We start from the raw sequence: 19,785 nt of genomic DNA, 5'->3' as shown, positions 1-19,785 counted from the left end.
TCAGATCAAAATTCAAACCAGTAAAAAAGGAGCCGCGGCAGTGCGGCTTCGAATGTTTTATGCAGGACTGGTTTCGTTCTTGTCCAGCGCGGCCCTGGTCAGTGGCAGGCTTTCCGGGTAATGCTCTTTCACGAAGCGGAGCATGTGCTCGCGAATATCACAACGGAGGTCAAACGCCTCACCGGAAGTTCTGGAACTGATCAGGCATCTTACCTCGATGGTGCGCTCCGTAATGTTAGTGACCACGAGGGTTTTGACCCGTTTGTCCCAGAGCGGATGGGTAACAATATAGCGTTCGAATTCCTCTCGAAGCTTGTCGATCGGAGCGGTGTAATCCAGATACAGGAAAGCGGTACCGAGTATTTCAGCACTGCTGCCTGTCCAGTTTTGGAACGGCTTTTCTATGAAATAATTAATGGGCAGGATGAGCTTACGTTGATCCCAGATGTTGACCACCACATAGGTGAGGGTGATTTCTTCCACTCTTCCCCACTCTCCTTCTACCACCAGCACATCATCAATACGGATAGGCTGTGTAAAGGCTATCTGGAAGCCGGCGAGCAGGTTCCCTAAAGATTTTTGCGCGGCGAAACCAATAATGATACCACCCACACCCACGCCTGTGAGTAAGCCGGCGCCGAGTTTGCGCATACTATCAAAGCTCAGCAGGATGATACAGGCTGTTACCACGAGGATGATGCCGATGGAAAGTTTACGGATAAACTGCAGCTGGGTACGGATCTTCCTTTCTTTGAGGTTATTGGATTTCTTCAGATCGTAGGTGCTGTAGATATAATCTTCCAGCACATGAATGATTCCGATTACGATGGCTGCAAAGGAAAGCGTGAGTGCAATTTCAGCGACACGGCTCAATGCTTCCTGGTAGCGGGGCTGGAGCCGCATCAGGGGAATGCTCATGTTCAGCAGCAGGATGGGCAGGAAATAATTGAATGCTTTTCCCAGTCGCAGCAGTACACTGTGCACCAGCGAAAACCGATCTGATTTTTTAACAGAACGGTGAATAAAAAACGACAACAATGCTTTAATCAGTAATCCGGCCAGTACGGCGATGCCTGCCAGTAGCAGATTCCAGAAGAAGCTGGGCAGGTGGTCTACACTTTCTAATAATTTATTCCACATGTGCGGCATCGCACAAAGATGGTGCCGTTAGGTCTGCTAACGGCGGATTCTTACCGTATTTTAATGTAGGGAGATATTAACGCCACCGGGGAAGTCGTCCAGGCTTTTGCCCATTTCACCTGCATCCAAACCGCCGGGGCCAAAGGCCCATTCTGCCATGGCCAGTAACACCCCTCGTAATCCGGCACCTGCTTCGGACAAGGTGTAGGTCACGTAAGGTGGTACCACCGGTTTGGCTTCGCGTATCAGCAGGTTATCGGCTTCCAGTTGTTTAAGGTGCTGGATCAATACTTTTTCCGTAATGCCGGGAATGGCCTTGCGCAGTTCCGAATAGCGTTTAGGGCCAGAGAGCAGGTAAAAGAGGATGATCGGCTTCCAGTAGCCGCCTATTTTATCCATTACAAAGGTGACAGGGCAGGTTTGAAAGGCCTGCTGCTTATTTTCCTGTATGGTGGAGCTTTCCTTAATAGCTGTCATATCCTACATACTTTAGGGTAAGTACTTGTACAAAAGTAAGTATAAAAATACTTTTGTGAAACAAATAAAACAAGACATATGAAAATCGTAATCACAGGCTCTATCGGAAATATCAGTCAGCCACTGGCTAAACAATTAATCGCTGCCGACCATGCCGTTACTATCATCAGCAGCAATCCCGTTAAGGCGGCAGCCATTGAAGCGCTGGGGGCCAGCGCTGCTATTGGCGCATTGGAAGATACTGCTTTCCTCACCACTGCTTTCTCCGGCGCAGATGCCGTGTACACTATGACGCCTCCATCTTTTAACACCAATGATTTTATTGCCTATGCGGTAAATATTGGCAACAGCTATGCGCAGGCTATTGGCGCTGCGGGCGTAAAACGCGTGGTTAACCTGAGCAGCATTGGTGCACACCTGGCAAGTGGCAATGGTCCGATTGCCGGCATTCACCAGTCGGAAAAAATCTTAAATAAAATTCCGGGCATCGGTCTTACGCATGTGCGGGCTCCATTCTTCTACTATAATTTCTTAAATAATGTGGAGATGGTAAGGCATATGGGGATTATTGGCAACAACTATCCGGCAGATACGCGTATAGTGCTGGTACACCCGGCAGAAATTGCCGCCACCGTGGCCGAGGCATTGCAACAACCGGTGGAGGGTGTTACTGTAAAATACATCTACAGCGACGACCGCACGGCGGCTGATATAGCGGCCACCCTGGGCAGCGCCATTGGCAAAGCAGATCTGCCATGGGTAAATTTTGATGATGAAGGCACGAAAAAAGCCCTGCTGGATAACGGGATGTCTGAGGATATGGCGGGCAGATTTGTGGAAATTGGTCAGGCGCTGCGTAACGGAATACTGTGGTCAGAATTTGACCAACATCTCCCTACAGCCGGAAAAATAAAGCTGGAAGACTTTGCAAAAGAGTTTGCTGCAATATACAATAGCTAGTAGCCAGTACCTGGTATCATTAATAAACCTCAGCAGAAAATACCTGCTGGGGTTTATTTGTTACAACGCTGAATTATTTTTTTTGAACCATATAAACATTCCATTGATTTCCATGTTAGTAATAGACCATAACCACTGTAAAACCACATGATTATCAACTTACGGTCGTCGTATTATGAAAAATCCGCCCCGTTTCCGAAGCATTAAACAAATGTGGCATCAAGATTTTTAATAAGAGGAAAACAAAGCAATCAGTAGCATTTCACAGAGATGGTTAACGAAGTAAATCAAACTGTAAAAACTGACGGGGTAACGAGTGTGTACAAACTAAATTTTCACCATTTACGTATAATGGATTTCCTGTAGTTATATTATTTATAGCTCACTTTCTCATTTAGAACAGTGCAGATAAACTTTTGATGATTGCTAATTTGTTTATGCTTAGGAACGGTAGCGTCTTGTCTAAGACGCTACCTTATTTTTTTATACCGCTTTTATTTTCCAGAAGGAAATCTCTCTTCGTATTTCAAACCCTGCTTTTTCGTAAACGCCAATGGCGGTGCGATTATTACTCACCACATGCAGGAACGGCACATCACCGGCGGCATAGATATCCCGACATACCACGGTGGTAAGTAGTTGCGCAAAGCCTTTACCTCTGTAATCAGGATGGGTAATCACCGCGCTCACTTCCGTGTAACCCGGCAGCTTCATTCGTTGGCCAGCCAGTGCTACCAGCTTTCCGTTTTTACGGATGCCATAGTAGTTCCCGAGTGAAGGGGTGTCTTCTTTAAAATAACCTGGTTGACCTTCATTCACAAAATCTACCATCTCCTTTTTGTCTGCCTCCGTAAGCTGGATCACTTCCTCGTTGTGAGTGGGCGTGGCAGGAGTATTGGTAGAAATCATCTGTGCGCACACCAGTTCCGACTCCAGTGCCCAGTTTTTAGGCAATGCCGGCAGTTCCCCGATGATAAACAGGGATTCTCCTGCCGGATCAATCCAGGGTTGCAGGCCTTCCAGCCCGGAAAATTCCGCTGTATTATATGCCATAAACGGCAAAACATTACTCATGTACCGCTGCACGGTTTCGGTGCCTTGTGCAAAATATCTTTGAATAGTCTGAAGTGAGTGCCACGCCGGGTTATCCAGTGGCAGATGTTGTTCCTGGGTCATAGTTGCTGTCTTTAAATTCTTAATACCGATGAGGTATCGAATTTACCGAAATCATCTCGCTTCCTCCGGAATATTTTTGCCGGATGGAATGTACGTCAGCAGCACCACGCCATTGGAAAAAGCCTGTGTAGTGGTGAGCTGCAACGGGATGCGGTGCCGCAGTCCACCCATCAGCGTATGCCCGTTCCCGATAGCTACCGGATGTATCATCAGCTGGAACTCATCCACCAGGTTATGTGCTGCCAGCTGGGTTAAAATGCTGTTGCTGCCCAGGAGTGCCAGGTTGGGACCGGCGGATTTTTTCAGGTGCTGTACCGACTCAATCAGATCCCCGCTGCTGATGGTGGTATTTTTCCAGGCGGCGGCCTGTAAGGTGTTGGAGAAAACGATTTTATCGGCGTTGTTCATACCGGCGGCCATTTCCGGGTCCATTTGTGCGGCTGCGGGCGTGGGCCACCAGGCAATCATGTGCTCGTAGGTGATGCGGCCAAACAGCAGTACGTTTTCCTTTTCCAGCATGGAGAGGGCGAAATCCCGCTGCTCCCCGCCCTGCGAGGTCCAGTCGGTATGTGCTTTACCATCCTCAAAATAGCCGTTTAGCGTGAGGAATTGAAAGGAGATTAGTTTTCGCATACAGGAGGTTTTTATTCAATAAAGAACTTTCCGGTTACAAGTTTAGTTCGAAATTGCGCAAATAAGGTACCAGCCTGGGAACCAATATTTGCCTGCCGCCGCCAACATCCAATAAATAGCCGTACCTTTATAATGGTATACGATACACCTGGTAAATATTGCTCCCATCGCTTGTTTGAATGTAGTGAATGACACTTTTTCCTTTCTCCCACAGCAAGCAATAATTTTATGAAAAACAACCGTAAGCAGATGGTAACAGATCTGCTGAAATCCATCGAAACAGGAGCTGCTGCCCCTATTGATTACATTAATCCGCATCAGTACATCCAGCACAACACAGCCGTGGCCGGGGGATTACAAGGCTTCCGTGAGCTGTTGCAGCAACTGGAGCCCGGCAGCACGCGGGTGAATACCGTGCGGGTATTCCAGGACCATGACTATGTTTTTGCACACAGTGATTATCATTTCTTCGGGCCCAAAGTGGGCTTCGATATTTTCCGTTTTGAAGGAGATACTATCTGCGAACATTGGGATAATCTACAGCCACGGCCCGACCTTCATAACCCCAGCGGGCATACGATGACAGATGGCAGCGGGGAAATCACCGACCTGGAGAAAACCGCCGCAAATAAGGAGCTGGTGAGCAACTTCGTGAATGCGATTCTTATACAGGGTAAGATGGAGGAACTGGATAACTATTTCGACGGCGACTATTACATCCAGCATAATCCGGGCATTGGCGACGGCGTTTCAGGCCTGGGCCGGGCGCTGGCCGACTGGGCGCAGCACGGGGTAACCATGCAGTATCAGCGGGTACATAAGGTGTTGGGAGAAGGCAATTTTGTGCTGGCGGTTAGTGAAGGGTATATGGACAAAGTGCACTGTGCCTTTTACGACCTTTTCCGGGTGAAGGACGGACGAATTGCGGAACACTGGGATACGATTCAATACATCCCCCCGGTGGCGGAACGCCGCAACGGGCACGGGAAATTTTAACTTTAGCCGACAGTTCGAGCACATAGTTCCCAATCAGCCAGGTTCCCGAACGGACTTACCAGTCCTCCTTAAACTGTTAATTACAACTGCTCCGACATTAGATTAACATCGTATTAACATATTTAAAAAATACGTACTCCCGTTTTTCTCGTTTATCTATTAAACCCCTCAGTACCATGATCCTATTTAAAACTGATACACCAGAAGTTACAGGGGCACCGGCCGTTGCTGGCGGTGATGGCAACATTGTTATTACTACCCTCAGCATATTGGCTGCTGCGCTCACCTTTTGTTATTGTGCGCTGCTGTTTTGCTTTACCAAAGACCCATTTTTTATGATCATGGGCACCGCCACAGCACTAGCATATACCTGCCTGCTGATCCTCGTGGAAATGAATAAGAAGAGTCTGGCGGCTATATGTTTTTTGATAGTGACGAATATGGCGGCCATGACGCTGGCTATCGGCAAGGGGGCCATAGTGGGCGAAACCATGCTGGCGGTTTTCCTCATCATTTTTACCCTGCTGCTGTTTAAGCAAGCCAGGACCATTCTGATCAGTTCCATCGCCTGTGTACTGGTGCTACTGGTCATCAAACTAAATTTCAGAACAGGTTTCCTGCGGCCCATCCCGGTAGATGGCCTCCAGTCAGTAGCCCTGTTTAAAGATATATGCGCTTTCTGCCTGTTTATACTAACCACTTCAGCGGTTGCCTTTTTCAGCAATCACGTAAACCGGCTCATTAAAGCATTAAAGGCCTCCAACGCGGCACTAAAAAAAGCGCTGGATGAAAAGTCAGTATTGTCGCAGGTACTTAGCCACGAGATCCGGAACCCACTCCATTCTCTCACTGGCATAACAGAAGTACTGACAAAAGAAATTGAAAACAAGGAAGTGTACTTACCACTACTGGAATATATGCACGACCTCAACACCAGCAGCAGTTATGCCATGTCGGTGGTCAACAATTTCCTGGAACTGGAGCAGTCGCAACGCCAGCAAATCCAGCCGGAGATATTTGCACCGGCAGAATGGCTCAAAGGAATTGCCCGCTCATTTCAATACCAGGCCGACAGAAAACATGTGAAACTGATTGTAGAAACAGACGATGAGGTGCCAGGTTTTATTTACGCCTGCAAAACCTCGTTGAATAAAATCGTGATCAACCTGGTAGTAAATGCCATTAAATTCACGCGCGACAATACTGTAGTTACGATCACGCTGGCCAGGCAGGATGATACGCTCCTGTTAAAGGTAAGAGACCGTGGCATGGGCATGTCGCAGGAAAAGATGAGCAGGATATTTAACCTCTACGAAACTGAACAGAACAGCTTCCTGCAAGGTACCGGCATCGGCTTGTATGTAGCCGGCACCTTGTCTAAAGTGATAGGCGGCTCCTTAATACTGGATAGTGTGGAATCGAAAGGAACCACTTTTACACTGAGCTTCCCGCTGATTGCAGCGGCAGCGCCACCGCTGAAACCGGTGATCAACGAAGCATCACTGCATGGCCTTAAGGTGTTATCGATTGACGATGATTCTTTCAGTCAGAAATACCTGCGCCGATATTTTGACGATACCGGCATACAGGTGAAACAGGCCTACAGTGGAAAGGAAGGCCTGGAAGCAGCCTGGGAGTGGCAACCGGACGTCATCCTGCTGGATGCCTTCCTCGGAGACATGACCGGCCACGAAATAATTCAACAGGTACAGGTACTGTCTCCCAAGTCGCGGATTATCATCATCAGCGGATCGGCCTGTGAAAAGGAACAACTACGCTTCCTCGACGAGGGCGCAGAGAACTACCTGCTGAAACCACTGCCTAAAAAAGCACTGTTTGCTGCTATCGGTAATGAATACACGCCGGGCAGTATCATCGGCGCAGCACAGGCTGTGTGAATGTCGGAATCAACCCGGTATTTGTCGCTATACCACAGCACCCGGCAACCACGCCGATTGTATGTTTGCAGCAGACAAAATACTGAACTATGAACAAGCAAATATTCGTGAATTTACCGGTGAAGAACCTCGACAATACTATGAACTTTTTTACAAAGCTGGGCTATGATTTTAACCCCCAGTTTACGGACGAAAAAGCAGCATGCATGGTAGTATCAGATACCATCTACTTCATGCTGATAGTAGAAGAGTTTTTTCAGACGTTTACCAATAAGCCTATTGCCGATGCAAATAATGTAACGGAAGCCATCCTTTGCCTCTCTGCGGGCAGCCGGGAAGAAGTAGACGATAAAGTCAGCAAAGCGGTTGCCGCAGGTGGCTCCATTCCAAGAGCAGCACAGGACCACGGATGGATGTACACGTATGGATTTGCAGACCTCGACGGTCACCTGTGGGAATACGTGTACATGGACACAGCAGCTGCCCAATAACATCGCCGGATTTTCAGCAACCATACCAGTAAGGCCTCCCAATTGGGGGGCTTTCTGGCTTTTATTGCTGGGCTGATTTTTATATTTTGCGGGCTATGAATAAATTCCACCGATTATCATGCCTCGCCGCAGCCTGCCTGCTGACCATATCCGCGCATGCACAACGCCACTACATGTTTGTGGGCTCCTACAATAACAGCACCGGCCAGGAGGGCATTTATGTGTACCGCTTCCACCCTTCCAATGGCACTGCCGGCAAAGTATCCGCAGTAACGGATGTCGTAAATCCCTCCTACCTCAACCTGAGCTTTAACGGGAAATACCTGTACGCCGCCACGGAATCCAGGGTGCCCAACGGCGGAAAGGTTAGCAGCTACAGCTTCGACAGCATACAGGGAAAGCTGCAGTTCATCAACAGTCAAACCAGCGGCGGCGAAAACCCGGTGTACGTTGCCGTTAACCACGCCAACACCTGGCTCGCCAATGCGAATTATACTGCCGGCAGCCTGCGCATACATCCCCTGAACAGTGATGGGTCCATCGGTGCATCAGGGCAAACGATTGTTATAAAAGACAGCAGTACCGGGCCGCGACAAAAACAGTCCCATGTGCATTCCATCGGGTTTAGTCCGGACGAGCAATACGTATATGCGCCAGACCTCGGTGCTGATAAGATCCACTGGTTCCGCTTACAGGGCGGCGCCACTACCCTCGTCCCTGCCACGCCACCTTTTACACTAACAGCGCGCAACGCAGGGCCCCGGCATTTTGAGTTTCATCGCAACGGAAAATTTGGTTACTGCGTAGAGGAAATCAGTGGGAACGTGGTAGTTTACCGCTATGCAAATGGCGGCCTTACGCCGCTGCAAACGATCGCGGCGCATGCGCTGCAAGGTGTGGAAGATTATGGTGCGGGCGACATTCATCTCTCACCGGATGGAAAATATTTGTATGCTACTACCAGAGGTAACGAAAATATTATTGTGACCTATAACGTAAACGTACACACGGGACTACTCACCAAAACCGCTATCACCGCCAGCGGTGGCAACCACCCGCGCAATTTTGTGATAGACCCAACGGGCAACTACCTGCTGGTAGCCCATCAGATGAGTGACGACATTGTACTGTTTCGCAGAAATAAAAAGACAGGCGCGTTGACGCCTGCCGGTAAGATAGATCACATCAAAGCACCTTCCTGTATTAAGATTCGTGCTTATAACGTGAAAGAATAAACGATTTTACATAAGCAGGATATCGATCTTATGCCCCTGTACCATTTGTATAGACGGCGACCAGGAGAAGATCGTGAAATAACCATCCTGTGAAGCTACGAGGGCCAGGCAGTTACGCTGGTCGTGTACAAACTGTGCGGCCGATAAATGCCTGGTACCTCCAATGCCCGACGGATGCACTACGTGTGGACGCCCGTCCAGCACTGGTTCCAGCATCATCACCTGCTCTACTGCCGTGGAGTTATAGGAGCGGGTAATTTTAGCGCCAAATGCCAGCAGCTCATGGCGGGAGTTGATGATGGTAGCACCGTCTACTGCCGTGAGTCCGCTTACATTATCTACTTCCCTGCGCAGCGCATTCTGCCAGAAAATTTCGCTCACACTGCGGTCGTCCCTGCGAACGAGGTCCGCCACCCCGGAAAATGCCGGTGAAATAGGGTACGACAACGGATGGATAATGGAATCCCGCCACTCATCCGTATCCGGTGGGGTAACGAGCAGGATGCCTCCTTTGCCATGGGCCCGCATAGATACAGCGATCTGGATGAGCACATTGGTAGGGTTATTCCATACCGGGGAGGATTTATGGCCCAGCAGCGAGCTGAGGATATCGGGGATATCTCTTTTCATGCTACAGCCTTCATCCACGATTTTCACCTGATCCCCTTTGAGCACAGCCACGTTGGTGAACTTGCCCAGTCCCAGCAGGCGCCGGTGTTTCACCACTAGCAGGCCTGGTTCTGCCACATCCAGCACAAAGCAGAGATTAGGCAGTTTGGTGGTAGTACCCCAGATGTAGAGTTCATTATCTTCATACCAGATGCCGATATGAATGCCTGCTCTTTCCACACCCGGCGCCAGTTTAGTGAGCGCATAAGGCGTGAGGGGAATCCTGTTAGCCAGCAACAGCGGCTTACCAGCCTGGGAGGGCTGCAGGAAAGCCAGGGATATGCGGGTGGCATTACCTTCTTCGCGGCGCAGGCTGGCCCAGAAGGCAATGTCGATCATGCGTTCAATTATTTTTGCCGTAGGCACGGTGGCGAGGTCATCTTCCCCGTTTTCCTGTGCCGTATACATATGCTGCTGAAAATGGTCGGAAACGGGTTCCGCCACTTTAACGGCAGCCTGGTATGTGGAGTTAAAAGTAAGGTCCATAGTATCGTAGTATTATTCGTCCATTCCGCTATTGTCGGTGCTATGCTGCGTTTTGCTGCTGTTAGCCACCATACTGTTGATGGTATTGATCTCTTCTTTTGTAAAATAACGCCATTTGCCTGGTGGCAGGTCTTTCAGGGCGATATTCATAATGCGTACCCGCTTCAACGCTGTTACGCGGTAGTCCAGCGCTTCGGCCATGCGGCGTATTTGCCGGTTCAGCCCCTGGGTGAGGATGATGCGGAAGCGATTGGTACCCTCCTGCTTTACGAATGCCGGTAAGGTGGTGGTACCAAGGATTTTCACGCCGCTGCGCATCGCCTTAATGAAGTCCAGTGTGATGGGCTTGTCTACCGTAACAACATATTCCTTCTCGTGCTGGTTGCCCGCGCGCAGAATTTTATTGACGATGTCGCCGTCATTGGTCAGGAAAATCAGTCCTTCCGACAATTTATCCAGTCGGCCGATCGGAAATACGCGGCTGGAATAATTCAGGAAATCGACGATATTGGTTTTATCTTTTTTATCGGTAGTGCAGGTAATGCCTTTGGGTTTGTTGAGGGCAATGTAAACGGTAGTTTTCTTTTTTTTGAGCGGTTCGCCGTCCACCTCTACCACGTCGCCTTCATTGACGCGGTCGCCCTTTAGGGCGATGTTATCGTTAATGGTTACACGGGCCTGTTCTATTAGTTTATCTGCCTCTCTGCGGCTGCAAAAGCCGGTATCACTGATATATTTATTAACGCTGGTGTTCATATTTTGCTGTAAGTCAGACAGCAAAAGTAATGATTTTGCGCTTGTCATCCGTTTTAAGGCCTGCCGAAGACAGGCCTTAAAACGGATGATGGTGAGTGCCGGAGGCCCTCACCATCATCCGTAATATGATCAAGTATAAGACTATTGTGCTGCTCTTGCGGAATCTTTTGCTTGTTTAGCGGCTTCCTTTCTGGCTCTTTTTTCCTGTTTACGGAAATAGCCGCGGAGGAGGAAGTTGTGTTTCAGCGCTTCCATGTTTTCATCCAGTTTCACACTGGTGCTCTGAAGGTTTTGCATGGTAGATTTCAGGGCCTCAGCAGTTGGTTTGTCGCTTAGCAATACCCCTGCCGGCGTATTGCTGCTGTTGAGGTTCTGATTTAAGCCGTTGGTGGTAGATTTCAGGCTTTCCACCATGGTGTTGGCGTTGGCGGCTACTTCATCCAGCTGGCGCATGGTGCTGCGCAGATGTGCAAATACCACAGTGTCGGACACGAGGTCATTAGACAGTGAACCAGGTGTTTGCAGTTTGGCTGCGTAGGCCGACAGGCCTTCGGTGAGGCGCTGGGTATTACCGGCAGTTTTTTGCAGTGCAGCAATGGTACCCTGTAATTCATTGTACAGCGCATCATCGGTGAGGAGTTTACCTACGGTGCCTTCCCCGTCCATCATTTTCTTGGTGATCACTTTGAGGTTGGAGGTGATTTCTACCAGTGATTTATTATTTACCTGGAGGGTGTTCATGATTTCATCCGCGCCTACAGTAGTTTCTACCTGTAGCTGGTCCCCATCTTCAATATCCGGTACTTTATCCGTACCACCGGTTAAGGCAATGATTTTGTTACCCACGAAGCCATCGGAGCTCACCTTTACGGCTACATCCTTATGGATGTATTTAGCGGCGCTCTTTTCAACGTTCATCTCTACGAGAATTTCGTCGTGGCGTACGAAGGTGATTTTTTTAACGGTACCTACCTTTACACCGGAATACCATACGTTGTTTCCTTCGGCCAGGCCATTCACATCTTTAAAGATTGCCTTCACTCTGATGGCGGATACAAAAGCTTTCTTTTGTCCACCAAGGGTGAGGATGGCAGCGATAAAAATGAGGACACCGATCAGGATGAATATCCCTACAATGACCGACCTTCTGTTACTTGTATCTTTCATAAATTACTGGATAAAATTATAATCATAAAACTCCCTGATCAGTTCATCGTTGGAATCGAACACTTCATCGAAGGGTCCGCGTTTGATGAACTTACCTTCCTTCATTACCACGATGGTATCGCCTACTGCCTTGGCGCAGGTGAGGTCGTGGGTAATAATGATGGAGGTGGTATTAAAGCGTTGCTGAACTTCATTAATAAGGTTATTGATCTCCGTGCAGGTGATCGGGTCCAGTCCGGCCGTAGGCTCATCATAGAGCATGATATCCGGGCGGAGGATCAGCGTACGGGCGATACCGATACGCTTACGCTGGCCACCGGATAGTTCGGACGGCATCTGGTCGAGGGTTTGAGACAATCCTACTGCATCCAGTACATTGGCTACCATTTCTTTCACCTTTGCCCTGCTGATACCAGGGGTATTGCGTTTGAGGGGAAAGGCCAGGTTTTCGCCGACGGTCATACTATCATACAAGGCCCCGTTCTGGAAGCAGAAGCCTACCCGCAGGCGCAGCTCTCTTAATTCCTGGACAGAGAGGGTGGGCACTTCCTTACCGAGTACATTTACCTCACCGGAATCCGGCGAGAGCAAACCTACCATGATCTTGATCAATACCGATTTGCCGGTTCCTGATCTCCCTAAAACCACCACGTTTTCCCCCTTGTGTACTTCAAGACTGATGCCTCTGAGTACATGGTTGGAGCCAAAGGATTTAAAGAGATCCTTGATATCGATCACCTTGTCCTGCCAGTCGATATTTGGTTTAAAATTCTTCATACTGTTATCTGAAAGCGTTTGCCACCTGTACAATTACTACTTCTTCAAGGAAGATGAGGAACATGGACACTACTACGGAAACGTTGGCAGCTTTACCTACGCCCTGGGTGCCCTGTGAAGCTCTCCATCCCTGGAAACAGCCTACAATACCGATGGTGAATCCATAAGCAATCGCCTTGAATACCGTGGTCCCAAAATCCAGGAAAGTGATGTTCTTAAATGCATTCTGGAAGAAGGTGACAAAGCTGGTATGCTCATTCAGATGAATATCAAGATAAGAACCAAGCATAGCTACCAGACCGGTGTAACAAACCAGAATGGGGATACAAACCGTGGTAGCTAATACCCTGGTTACTACCAGGTATTTGAATGGGTTGATGGCAGATACTTCCATCGCATCGATCTGTTCTGTTACCTTCATGGAAGCAAGTTCCGCACCGATGCTGGAGCCCACCTTACCTGCACATATCAGGGAAGTTACCAGTGGCGCCAGCGCCCTTACCACCGCAATGGCAATCAGGGAAGGCAGCCAGGAAGTGGCCCCGAATTCAGATAAGGAAGGACGTGATTGTTTGGTAAATACCAATCCTGTGATAAAGCCCGTCATGGTGATTAACGCGAGGGACTTATACCCTACCATGTAGCACTGCCTGATAAACTCTTTTACCTCCAATGGAGGGCGTAACGCCTCTCTGAAAAAGCGTTTGATAAACTGGAAGATACTGTAGATATCCAGGAAGAAATTATCTAACCCCCTGGACACAACTGGCTTCTCCGGTTGTCCGCTGCTGGAATCCATTTGCCGAAATTTTTTTTATATCAATTATGCCTATACGCAGTACGTTCATGACACAACCATCCCGCTAAATTACAATTTTGGTTCTCAGATTGTTACATGTGGAAAAGAAAAATGAAAAGTTTCACACCGGGAGGGGTTGAAAATCATGGGTTAACAGGACACTTATTTCCTTCATACACAAGGATGTAGGGGCATTTCAGCCGGTTGCAAAAGCTTCATTTTTTAAGACCTGAAATTTTCACCTATCTGTGAACATAACCCAAAAATAACCTGCCTGATTCCTGCACCGGGTGCTGCCAGGCCGCCCGAAGCGGGCAATAAATTCCTCAATGCCGCCACAAAAAATGAAAGGCCGCCCCTTCTGCAGAGACAGCCCTTCATTCCGTTTGCCCTTATTGAATATGGGAACTGACCGTTGCCAGCTCCTCCACGTTAAAAACTATTTCTTTTTGAGGGTATAGGAGTAGTTGCCTGCAATACCCAGGTTCAGTGTCACCTCATAAGTGCCTGCTTCAGCAACAACGATGTTTCCACCATCCCTGTTCAGGAACGGATCACCAGGCTTGTTATCGCCGTAATTGATATCGTAAGCATGATTAGCCCTGAATTTAAACTCTCCGGCAGAAAGATCCGCCGTAACCGACCATAGTCCTTTTGCAGCGTCATAGGTCAGGTCAAGGTCCTCACCCCAGCCTTTAGCTGCATTACCGGTCATGGACCAGGTGGTAGCAGTGGCCGACCAGGCATTGGAACCCAGGTCCAGCGTGAGGTAATAATAACCGGCACCGGTTATCTGCAAATTATCGCCGGTGGTAGATAACACTCCTTTGTTGCCGGCACTGGTACCACCATAGTTGGTACCACTCCAGCTGTCAGTAGATGTAAATTTGAAGGTGGTAGTGGCTGCGGAGAAATAGGCATACCCTTCATACACTTTATCGGATTTCAGCGATACCACCTTTACGGCACCTGCAGGATTCCATCCCTGGTAATCGCCCGGCGCGTACATCGTGGGGTAATCGATCAGGTCCAGGTAAGAACTCACCACCAGTTGCTGTGTGTTGGAATATGCTGCCTGGTAGTTGTTGCTGATAATAGCTTTTACCCGCACCTCCAGGTTCGCCAGTACACCATTGTCCACTTCCAACCCATTGGCGATGGTATTCAGCTCAGCAATCGTCAGCGTTTTACTGAGTGTATCCGCCGTCACCGACTTCACCGTAGCAAAGTTGTTACCTTTCTTTGCGAACTCGAGGCTGTACTTTACCACGCCATTGAAGCCGAAGCTGGAAGCGTTCCATTTAAAGGTAACCGCATTGTCCCCGGCATGGTCCTTTTGCAGGATCACAGTATCTGCGGTGGCACTGAGCGCGGGCGCAGTCCCCGGCTGTGCAATGGTTTTTACCTCATCTTTTTTGCAGGACCACAGCGCAGCTGCGAACATACCGGCAATGATATATTGATAAATAGTCTTTTTCATGATAACGTGATTTAGTAACCGGTATTCTGTTTGAGAGACGGGTTGGCTGTCAGGTCAGTAGCTGGCAGCGGGTAAACATTACGGAACGACTCCACTCCTCTTCCGTCTTTCACGCCGCCCTTCCATGGCCAAACATAGCCGGAAGCAGTGAACTTATCGTAACGAATAAGGTCCGTACGGCGGAAGGCTTCCCAGTATAATTCACGGCCTCTTTCTTCCAGCACAAAATCCAGCGTATAGGAGCTGATGTTGCCGGAAGTATTTCCGTAGGCGCGTTGCCGTAGTGCATTCAGGTAACCCAGTGCGGTTGTTTCATTGCCGCCGGTACCACCGCGTTTCACTGCTTCTGCGTATATCAGGTACTGCTCTGCCAGGCGGAACAGCGGGAAGTCAACGGAGCTGAAAGCACCACCCGGAGCCGGAGGCGTTACGCCTGTTGAGGTCACGTTACGGTATTTTGTTACTCTCAGTCCTTCTGCAAATTGGGACACATCCACGATCTCCGGCTTATCGCCATAGAACATGGCGCGCTTGTCGGTAGCACCCGTTTTATCCGCAAACAGGCCAGGCAGGGCACTGGTACTTCTGTTACCACCCCAGCCACCACCTGGTACGCCAAATGAAGCAGGGTTCATATCCCCATTGATGGCCGCATTGATGATGAAGGTAGTACCACCGTTATTCTGCATATTCACCCCGTCGTATACAATCGGCAGGATGACCTCAGGATTGGCGGTATTATTATCTGCCAGGAACAAACCTTTGTAATCAGTTTTTAAGGAGTAACCGGCATTGATCACCTTGGAGGAATAAGTGATTGCCTCGGTGTATTTGCCATTGCCTTTACCCAGGTAAACTTCCGCATTGAGGTACAGGCGGGCCAACAGGGCCCATACTGCTGCCTGATCCACGCGGGCGTACTCGTTATTTCTTGCCGTTACCACCAGTGGTTCAATTGCCAGCAGTTCCGACTCCAGATATTTAAAAAGCTCCGCACGGGTAGTTTGTGGCGGAATATATTTACCTATTGGATCATTCTCTGTTACAAACGGAGGATTTGCAAACAGGTCCATCAGCACCCAATATTCAAACGCACGCAGGAAGCGCGCTTCCGCACGATAGGTTTTAATCTCGTCCGCATCTTTACCTGAAAAACCACGGGAAGCAATTTTATCATCGGTTGACTCGCGTAGGAATTCATTGGCCACGGTAACATGGAACAGCGCCCGGTTGTATAACGCTGCCAGCAGTACGTTGTTGCTGGTCCAATTCATGTAATGGAAGTCAGGAATACCCGGATCATTCCATACGCACATGGCTTCTTCGGTAGGCAGCTCCTGGGCGTTCCAGTAGAGGCGGAGGAAATCGGCCTGGCCCGGATCAATACCTGCCAGGTCGGAAGTGGAAGTACCATTATTACCGGCCAGTGCAAAACTGCCGTACACCTTTGCCAGCACCTGCTTGTATCCCGCCAGGGTACCGTAGGCAATATCGGAAGTGGTGGAGTTGGTCGGCATCCTGTCCAGGTCCTTTGTACAGGAGCTAAAACCTACCACTGCCGCCAGCACACATATTTTGAGAAAGTTCTTTTTCATCTTACCAAAATTTTTTAATTAAAACTCCAGGTTAGCGCCCAGTGTAAATGTTCTTGACCTTGGGTACAGGTTGTAGTCAATACCACTGCTGATTTCCGGATCCAGTCCTTTATACTTCGTGATCACAAACACATTCTGGCAGGATGCATTCAAACGCAGATGTGCCGTGTTTTTAAACAGGGAACCGAAGTTGTAACCAATGCTCAGGTTATCCATACGCAGGAAAGAGGCATTCTGCACATAGTAGTCAGACTGGTATTGGTTGTTGAAGAAGTTGGTGTTGTAGATGTCGGTGGTACTGTTGTTGAGCAGTCCCAGCGGGTTCAGTATATTCCTCCTTACGCCGAAGTTGGACGCCACATTGTTATACATGTAGTTGCCCAGGTTGGCGCGGAGGCTGGTGCTGAGTACCCAGCGGTCGTAGGTAAACGAGGTACCGAAGCCCAGGAACACCTTAGGTGCCGGGGATTTGTAGCGATACATATCTTTTTCGTTGATCACGCCGTCTTTGTTCAGATCTTCGTATACGCCTTCGATCGGTTTGCCGCTGGCATCATACACCTGTTTGTAAACGTAGTAGGAGAAAGTATTATAACCTACTGAATGGATCTGGATGGACTGACCGGTACCGCCGGTGATACCACCGGTGAGGTTACCTACAAAACTTGGATCTGTTACTGCGGTTAGGTTAGTGATTTTATTTTGATTCAGGGTGAGATTAAAGTTCACATTCCAGGAAAACTTACCTTTTTCGATCGGAATAGCTTCCAGGTTTAGTTCCACCCCTTTGTTCTCAATGTTACCAACGTTGGTCAGTATCTGATTACTGAAGTTGGAACCGATAGGAATTGGAACGGTATTGAGGAGATTTTTGGTTTTCTTCCAGTATGCATCCAGACTACCTCTCAGGCGATCGTCGAGGAAGGCGAAATCTACGCCCGCGTTATAAGTTTCGGTTTGTTCCCATTTGATATTTTTATCGTATGCTGCCGGTGCCTGCATGTTGTACCAGTTGTTACCAAACTGGTACATGCTGCTGTTGGAGCTGGTGGAATAGATTGCCATGTAGGAGTAGTTGGCGATACCATCCTGGTTACCCGTGATACCGTAGCTCAGGCGCAATTTCAGGTCGTTGAGCACTTTGGCATCTTTCAGGAAATTCTCACGGTTGATTCTCCAGGTCAGCGCTGCGGAAGGGAATACACCCCAGCGGTTTTCAGGCGCAAAGCGGGAGGAACCATCCGTACGGATAGATCCTGCGAAGATGTATTTATCATCGAAGGTATAAATCAAACGGCCATAGTAAGAGATGAGCGTGTTCTGCGGAATATCCAGCGGGAACTTAGGCTCGCTGCCTTCTATCACTTCCCCTTTGGCGTTATAGCTGGCGTAGTTGTAGTTGGTTGTTTTATTATCGTAATAGCCGTAACCCGCCAGTACGTTGATATTGGATTTAATACCCGGCAGCGTTTTCACGTAGTTCAGGTAAAACTCTCCTACTCTATTATTCATTTTTTGCAGGAAGTGGTTATTCTGCCCCCCTACAGTGTATTGCTGGGCAGCATCCGCTGGTACGAAGGTGGTGCCGGTACCCTGGGATACATCGTAGCCGAGGTTTAAGTTGGCGCGCAGTTCCGGCAGGAAGTGGAATTTGTAATCGAATTCGATGTTACCGTAGCTGCGTTTTACTTCGCTGTTGTTGTCCTGCATGCGGATCAGGGAAACGGGGTTGCGGGGCGCATTTGGATTAAGTGTAACCGCACCCGTTGCTGCGTCTTTGGTGTACCATTCGAAGTAGCCACCGAAAGGACTGGTGCTATCGTATACCGGCTGTGTGGGATCGAATTGCACGGCGCTGATGATAGCCTGCTGGTTGGCATAGTGTGCTTTTGAAATCACTCCTTTGGCGCTGATGTTCACTTTCAGGTGGTTATCAAAAAAGGAAGGATTCAGGTTTACCCCGAGGAAGCTACGTTTCAGGTTATCAGTGATGAGCACACCGGTTTGATTGGTAAAGTTGGCAGAAATACGGTAAGGCATGTTCTTTAAAGCCCCGGCAACACTCAGGTTATTATCGTTGCTGATGGAGGTGCGGTAGATCTGATCCTGCCAGTCGGTGCTGGCTTTGCCCATCAGTGCTTTCTGCGCCGGTGTACCTAATGAATCGACATATTGGCGGTATTCGGCTGCGTCCAAAACATCTACCTTTTTAGTGATTTTACCGACACCGATATTAGTATTGAAAGTAATTTTAGGTGCACCAGATTTACCTTTTTTGGTGGTAATCATTATGACGCCGTTAGAAGCCCTGGAACCGTAGATAGCAGTGGCAGCAGCATCCTTCAACACCGTCATGCTCTCAATATCATTCGGGTTGATCAGTGCCAGCGGGTTCGGTGCTCCATTGATAGTGGAACCACTTAAAGGCACCCCGTCGATCACAAACAGCGGATCGTTGCTGGCGTTGAGGGATGACCCGCCGCGGATGCGGATGGTACTACCCACCCCAGGCTGTCCGCTGTTGGAAGTAATAGCCACACCGGCTACCTTACCTACAATGAGTTGATCAGGCGTTTGAATCGTACCTTTCTGGAAATCTTTTGAGGAGATGGTGGTGATACTACCGGTCACATCTTTCTTTTTCTGCACACCGTATCCGATCACTACTGCTTCGTTTAAGGTGCGATGGTCATCTCCGAGTTTCACCTCGATGGATGACTGATTACCTACGGTAATTTCCTGTGGTGCTTTACCCAAAAAGGAGAAGATCAGCACGGAGGTTGGGGTGGTTCCTACAATGGAATAATGTCCTTGTGCATCAGTTTGCGTGCCGCGGTTAGTACCCTTGATCTGGATACTCACGCCCGGCAGGGATTCGCCGGTTTCGGCATCAGTGACTTTCCCGCTGACCTGCGTCTGCGCATGCACGGAAAACGCACATAGCAACAGTGCCGTTACAGCCATAAAAAGCCTACGGTAGAACTTTTTCATAACGAAGTGAATTGTTGGATGATATATAGTTACAGTTTTACTAAGTGGCATCTCCATTT

The 19,785-nt window shown here is 48.9% G+C and carries 17 protein-coding genes; 5 read left to right on the top strand and 12 right to left on the bottom strand.

Annotated features, from left to right (window positions below; translation table 11 throughout):
- Positions 1-57 precede the first annotated feature (57 nt).
- Entirely contained in the window at positions 58-1,140 is a 1,083-nt protein-coding gene (locus BUB18_RS07785; protein ID WP_083549559.1) for a mechanosensitive ion channel family protein, read from the bottom strand.
- Positions 1,141-1,200: 60 nt separating this feature from the next.
- Positions 1,201-1,617 carry a winged helix-turn-helix transcriptional regulator gene (locus BUB18_RS07780; RefSeq protein ID WP_073079658.1) on the bottom strand — a complete coding sequence of 139 codons (417 nt, stop codon included), beginning with the start codon at positions 1,615-1,617 and terminating at the stop codon, positions 1,201-1,203.
- A gap of 78 nt (positions 1,618-1,695) precedes the next feature.
- Here BUB18_RS07780 and BUB18_RS07775 point away from each other — a divergent pair, with 78 nt between their 5' ends.
- A complete protein-coding gene (locus BUB18_RS07775) occupies positions 1,696-2,577 on the top strand; it encodes an NmrA family NAD(P)-binding protein (protein WP_073079656.1) in 882 nt (293 codons plus the stop codon).
- A gap of 483 nt (positions 2,578-3,060) precedes the next feature.
- Here the strand turns inward: BUB18_RS07775 and BUB18_RS07770 are convergent, their stop codons facing one another.
- Together BUB18_RS07770 and BUB18_RS07765 are read right to left on the bottom strand one after the other, a co-directional pair.
- Positions 3,061-3,753 carry a GNAT family N-acetyltransferase gene (locus tag BUB18_RS07770; protein WP_073079655.1) on the bottom strand — a complete coding sequence of 231 codons (693 nt, stop codon included), beginning with the start codon at positions 3,751-3,753 and terminating at the stop codon, positions 3,061-3,063.
- Between the two features lie 51 nt (positions 3,754-3,804).
- Positions 3,805-4,386 (bottom strand): dihydrofolate reductase family protein, encoded by a 582-nt coding sequence (locus BUB18_RS07765; protein ID WP_073079653.1) that lies wholly within the window; start codon positions 4,384-4,386, stop codon positions 3,805-3,807.
- Between the two features lie 228 nt (positions 4,387-4,614).
- On the opposite strand from BUB18_RS07765, the gene BUB18_RS07760 reads away from it, so the two are divergent.
- The 4 genes from BUB18_RS07760 (at position 4,615) to BUB18_RS07745 (ending at position 9,006) form a co-directional block, all read left to right on the top strand.
- Complete coding sequence (locus tag BUB18_RS07760; RefSeq protein ID WP_073079652.1) at positions 4,615-5,382, top strand: nuclear transport factor 2 family protein; 768 nt, start codon at positions 4,615-4,617, stop codon at positions 5,380-5,382.
- Positions 5,383-5,558: 176 nt separating this feature from the next.
- On the top strand, positions 5,559-7,280 hold the full coding sequence (locus tag BUB18_RS07755; protein ID WP_073079650.1) for an ATP-binding response regulator: 1,722 nt from the start codon (positions 5,559-5,561) through the stop codon (positions 7,278-7,280).
- Between the two features lie 89 nt (positions 7,281-7,369).
- Positions 7,370-7,771: a VOC family protein gene (locus BUB18_RS07750; protein WP_073079648.1), complete on the top strand. Its 402-nt coding sequence runs from the start codon at positions 7,370-7,372 to the stop codon at positions 7,769-7,771.
- 95 nt (positions 7,772-7,866) lie between these two features.
- On the top strand, positions 7,867-9,006 hold the full coding sequence (locus BUB18_RS07745) for a lactonase family protein (protein WP_073079646.1): 1,140 nt from the start codon (positions 7,867-7,869) through the stop codon (positions 9,004-9,006).
- A 6-nt stretch (positions 9,007-9,012) separates the two neighbouring features.
- Here BUB18_RS07745 and BUB18_RS07740 read toward each other — a convergent pair whose 3' ends face one another.
- The 8 genes from BUB18_RS07740 to BUB18_RS07705 form a co-directional block, all read right to left on the bottom strand.
- Complete coding sequence (locus BUB18_RS07740; protein ID WP_073079644.1) at positions 9,013-10,161, bottom strand: putative sensor domain DACNV-containing protein; 1,149 nt, start codon at positions 10,159-10,161, stop codon at positions 9,013-9,015.
- 12 nt (positions 10,162-10,173) lie between these two features.
- A complete protein-coding gene (gene rluF / locus BUB18_RS07735) occupies positions 10,174-10,941 on the bottom strand; it encodes a 23S rRNA pseudouridine(2604) synthase RluF (RefSeq protein ID WP_245805626.1) in 768 nt (255 codons plus the stop codon).
- A 117-nt stretch (positions 10,942-11,058) separates the two neighbouring features.
- Entirely contained in the window at positions 11,059-12,084 is a 1,026-nt protein-coding gene (locus BUB18_RS07730) for an MlaD family protein (protein WP_073079643.1), read from the bottom strand.
- Between the two features lie 3 nt (positions 12,085-12,087).
- The gene (locus tag BUB18_RS07725; protein ID WP_073079641.1) at positions 12,088-12,861 is read right to left on the bottom strand and encodes an ABC transporter ATP-binding protein; all 774 of its coding nucleotides are present in this window, start codon (positions 12,859-12,861) and stop codon (positions 12,088-12,090) included.
- A 4-nt stretch (positions 12,862-12,865) separates the two neighbouring features.
- Positions 12,866-13,660 (bottom strand): MlaE family ABC transporter permease, encoded by a 795-nt coding sequence (locus tag BUB18_RS07720; protein ID WP_073079639.1) that lies wholly within the window; start codon positions 13,658-13,660, stop codon positions 12,866-12,868.
- A gap of 439 nt (positions 13,661-14,099) precedes the next feature.
- Positions 14,100-15,140, bottom strand: coding sequence for a SusE domain-containing protein (locus BUB18_RS07715; protein WP_083549555.1), 1,041 nt, complete (start codon positions 15,138-15,140; stop codon positions 14,100-14,102).
- A gap of 11 nt (positions 15,141-15,151) precedes the next feature.
- Complete coding sequence (locus BUB18_RS07710; RefSeq protein WP_073079635.1) at positions 15,152-16,735, bottom strand: RagB/SusD family nutrient uptake outer membrane protein; 1,584 nt, start codon at positions 16,733-16,735, stop codon at positions 15,152-15,154.
- An 18-nt stretch (positions 16,736-16,753) separates the two neighbouring features.
- Positions 16,754-19,726, bottom strand: a complete 2,973-nt coding sequence (locus BUB18_RS07705) for a SusC/RagA family TonB-linked outer membrane protein (RefSeq protein ID WP_073079633.1) — start codon at positions 19,724-19,726, stop codon at positions 16,754-16,756.
- Between the last annotated feature and the right edge of the window lie 59 nt (positions 19,727-19,785).

This window comes from Chitinophaga jiangningensis, assembly GCF_900142605.1.
GTDB lineage: Bacteria > Bacteroidota > Bacteroidia > Chitinophagales > Chitinophagaceae > Chitinophaga > Chitinophaga jiangningensis.
The sequence above is the reverse complement of the archived record's forward strand: the minus strand, read 5'-3'. Positions and strand labels throughout refer to the sequence as shown.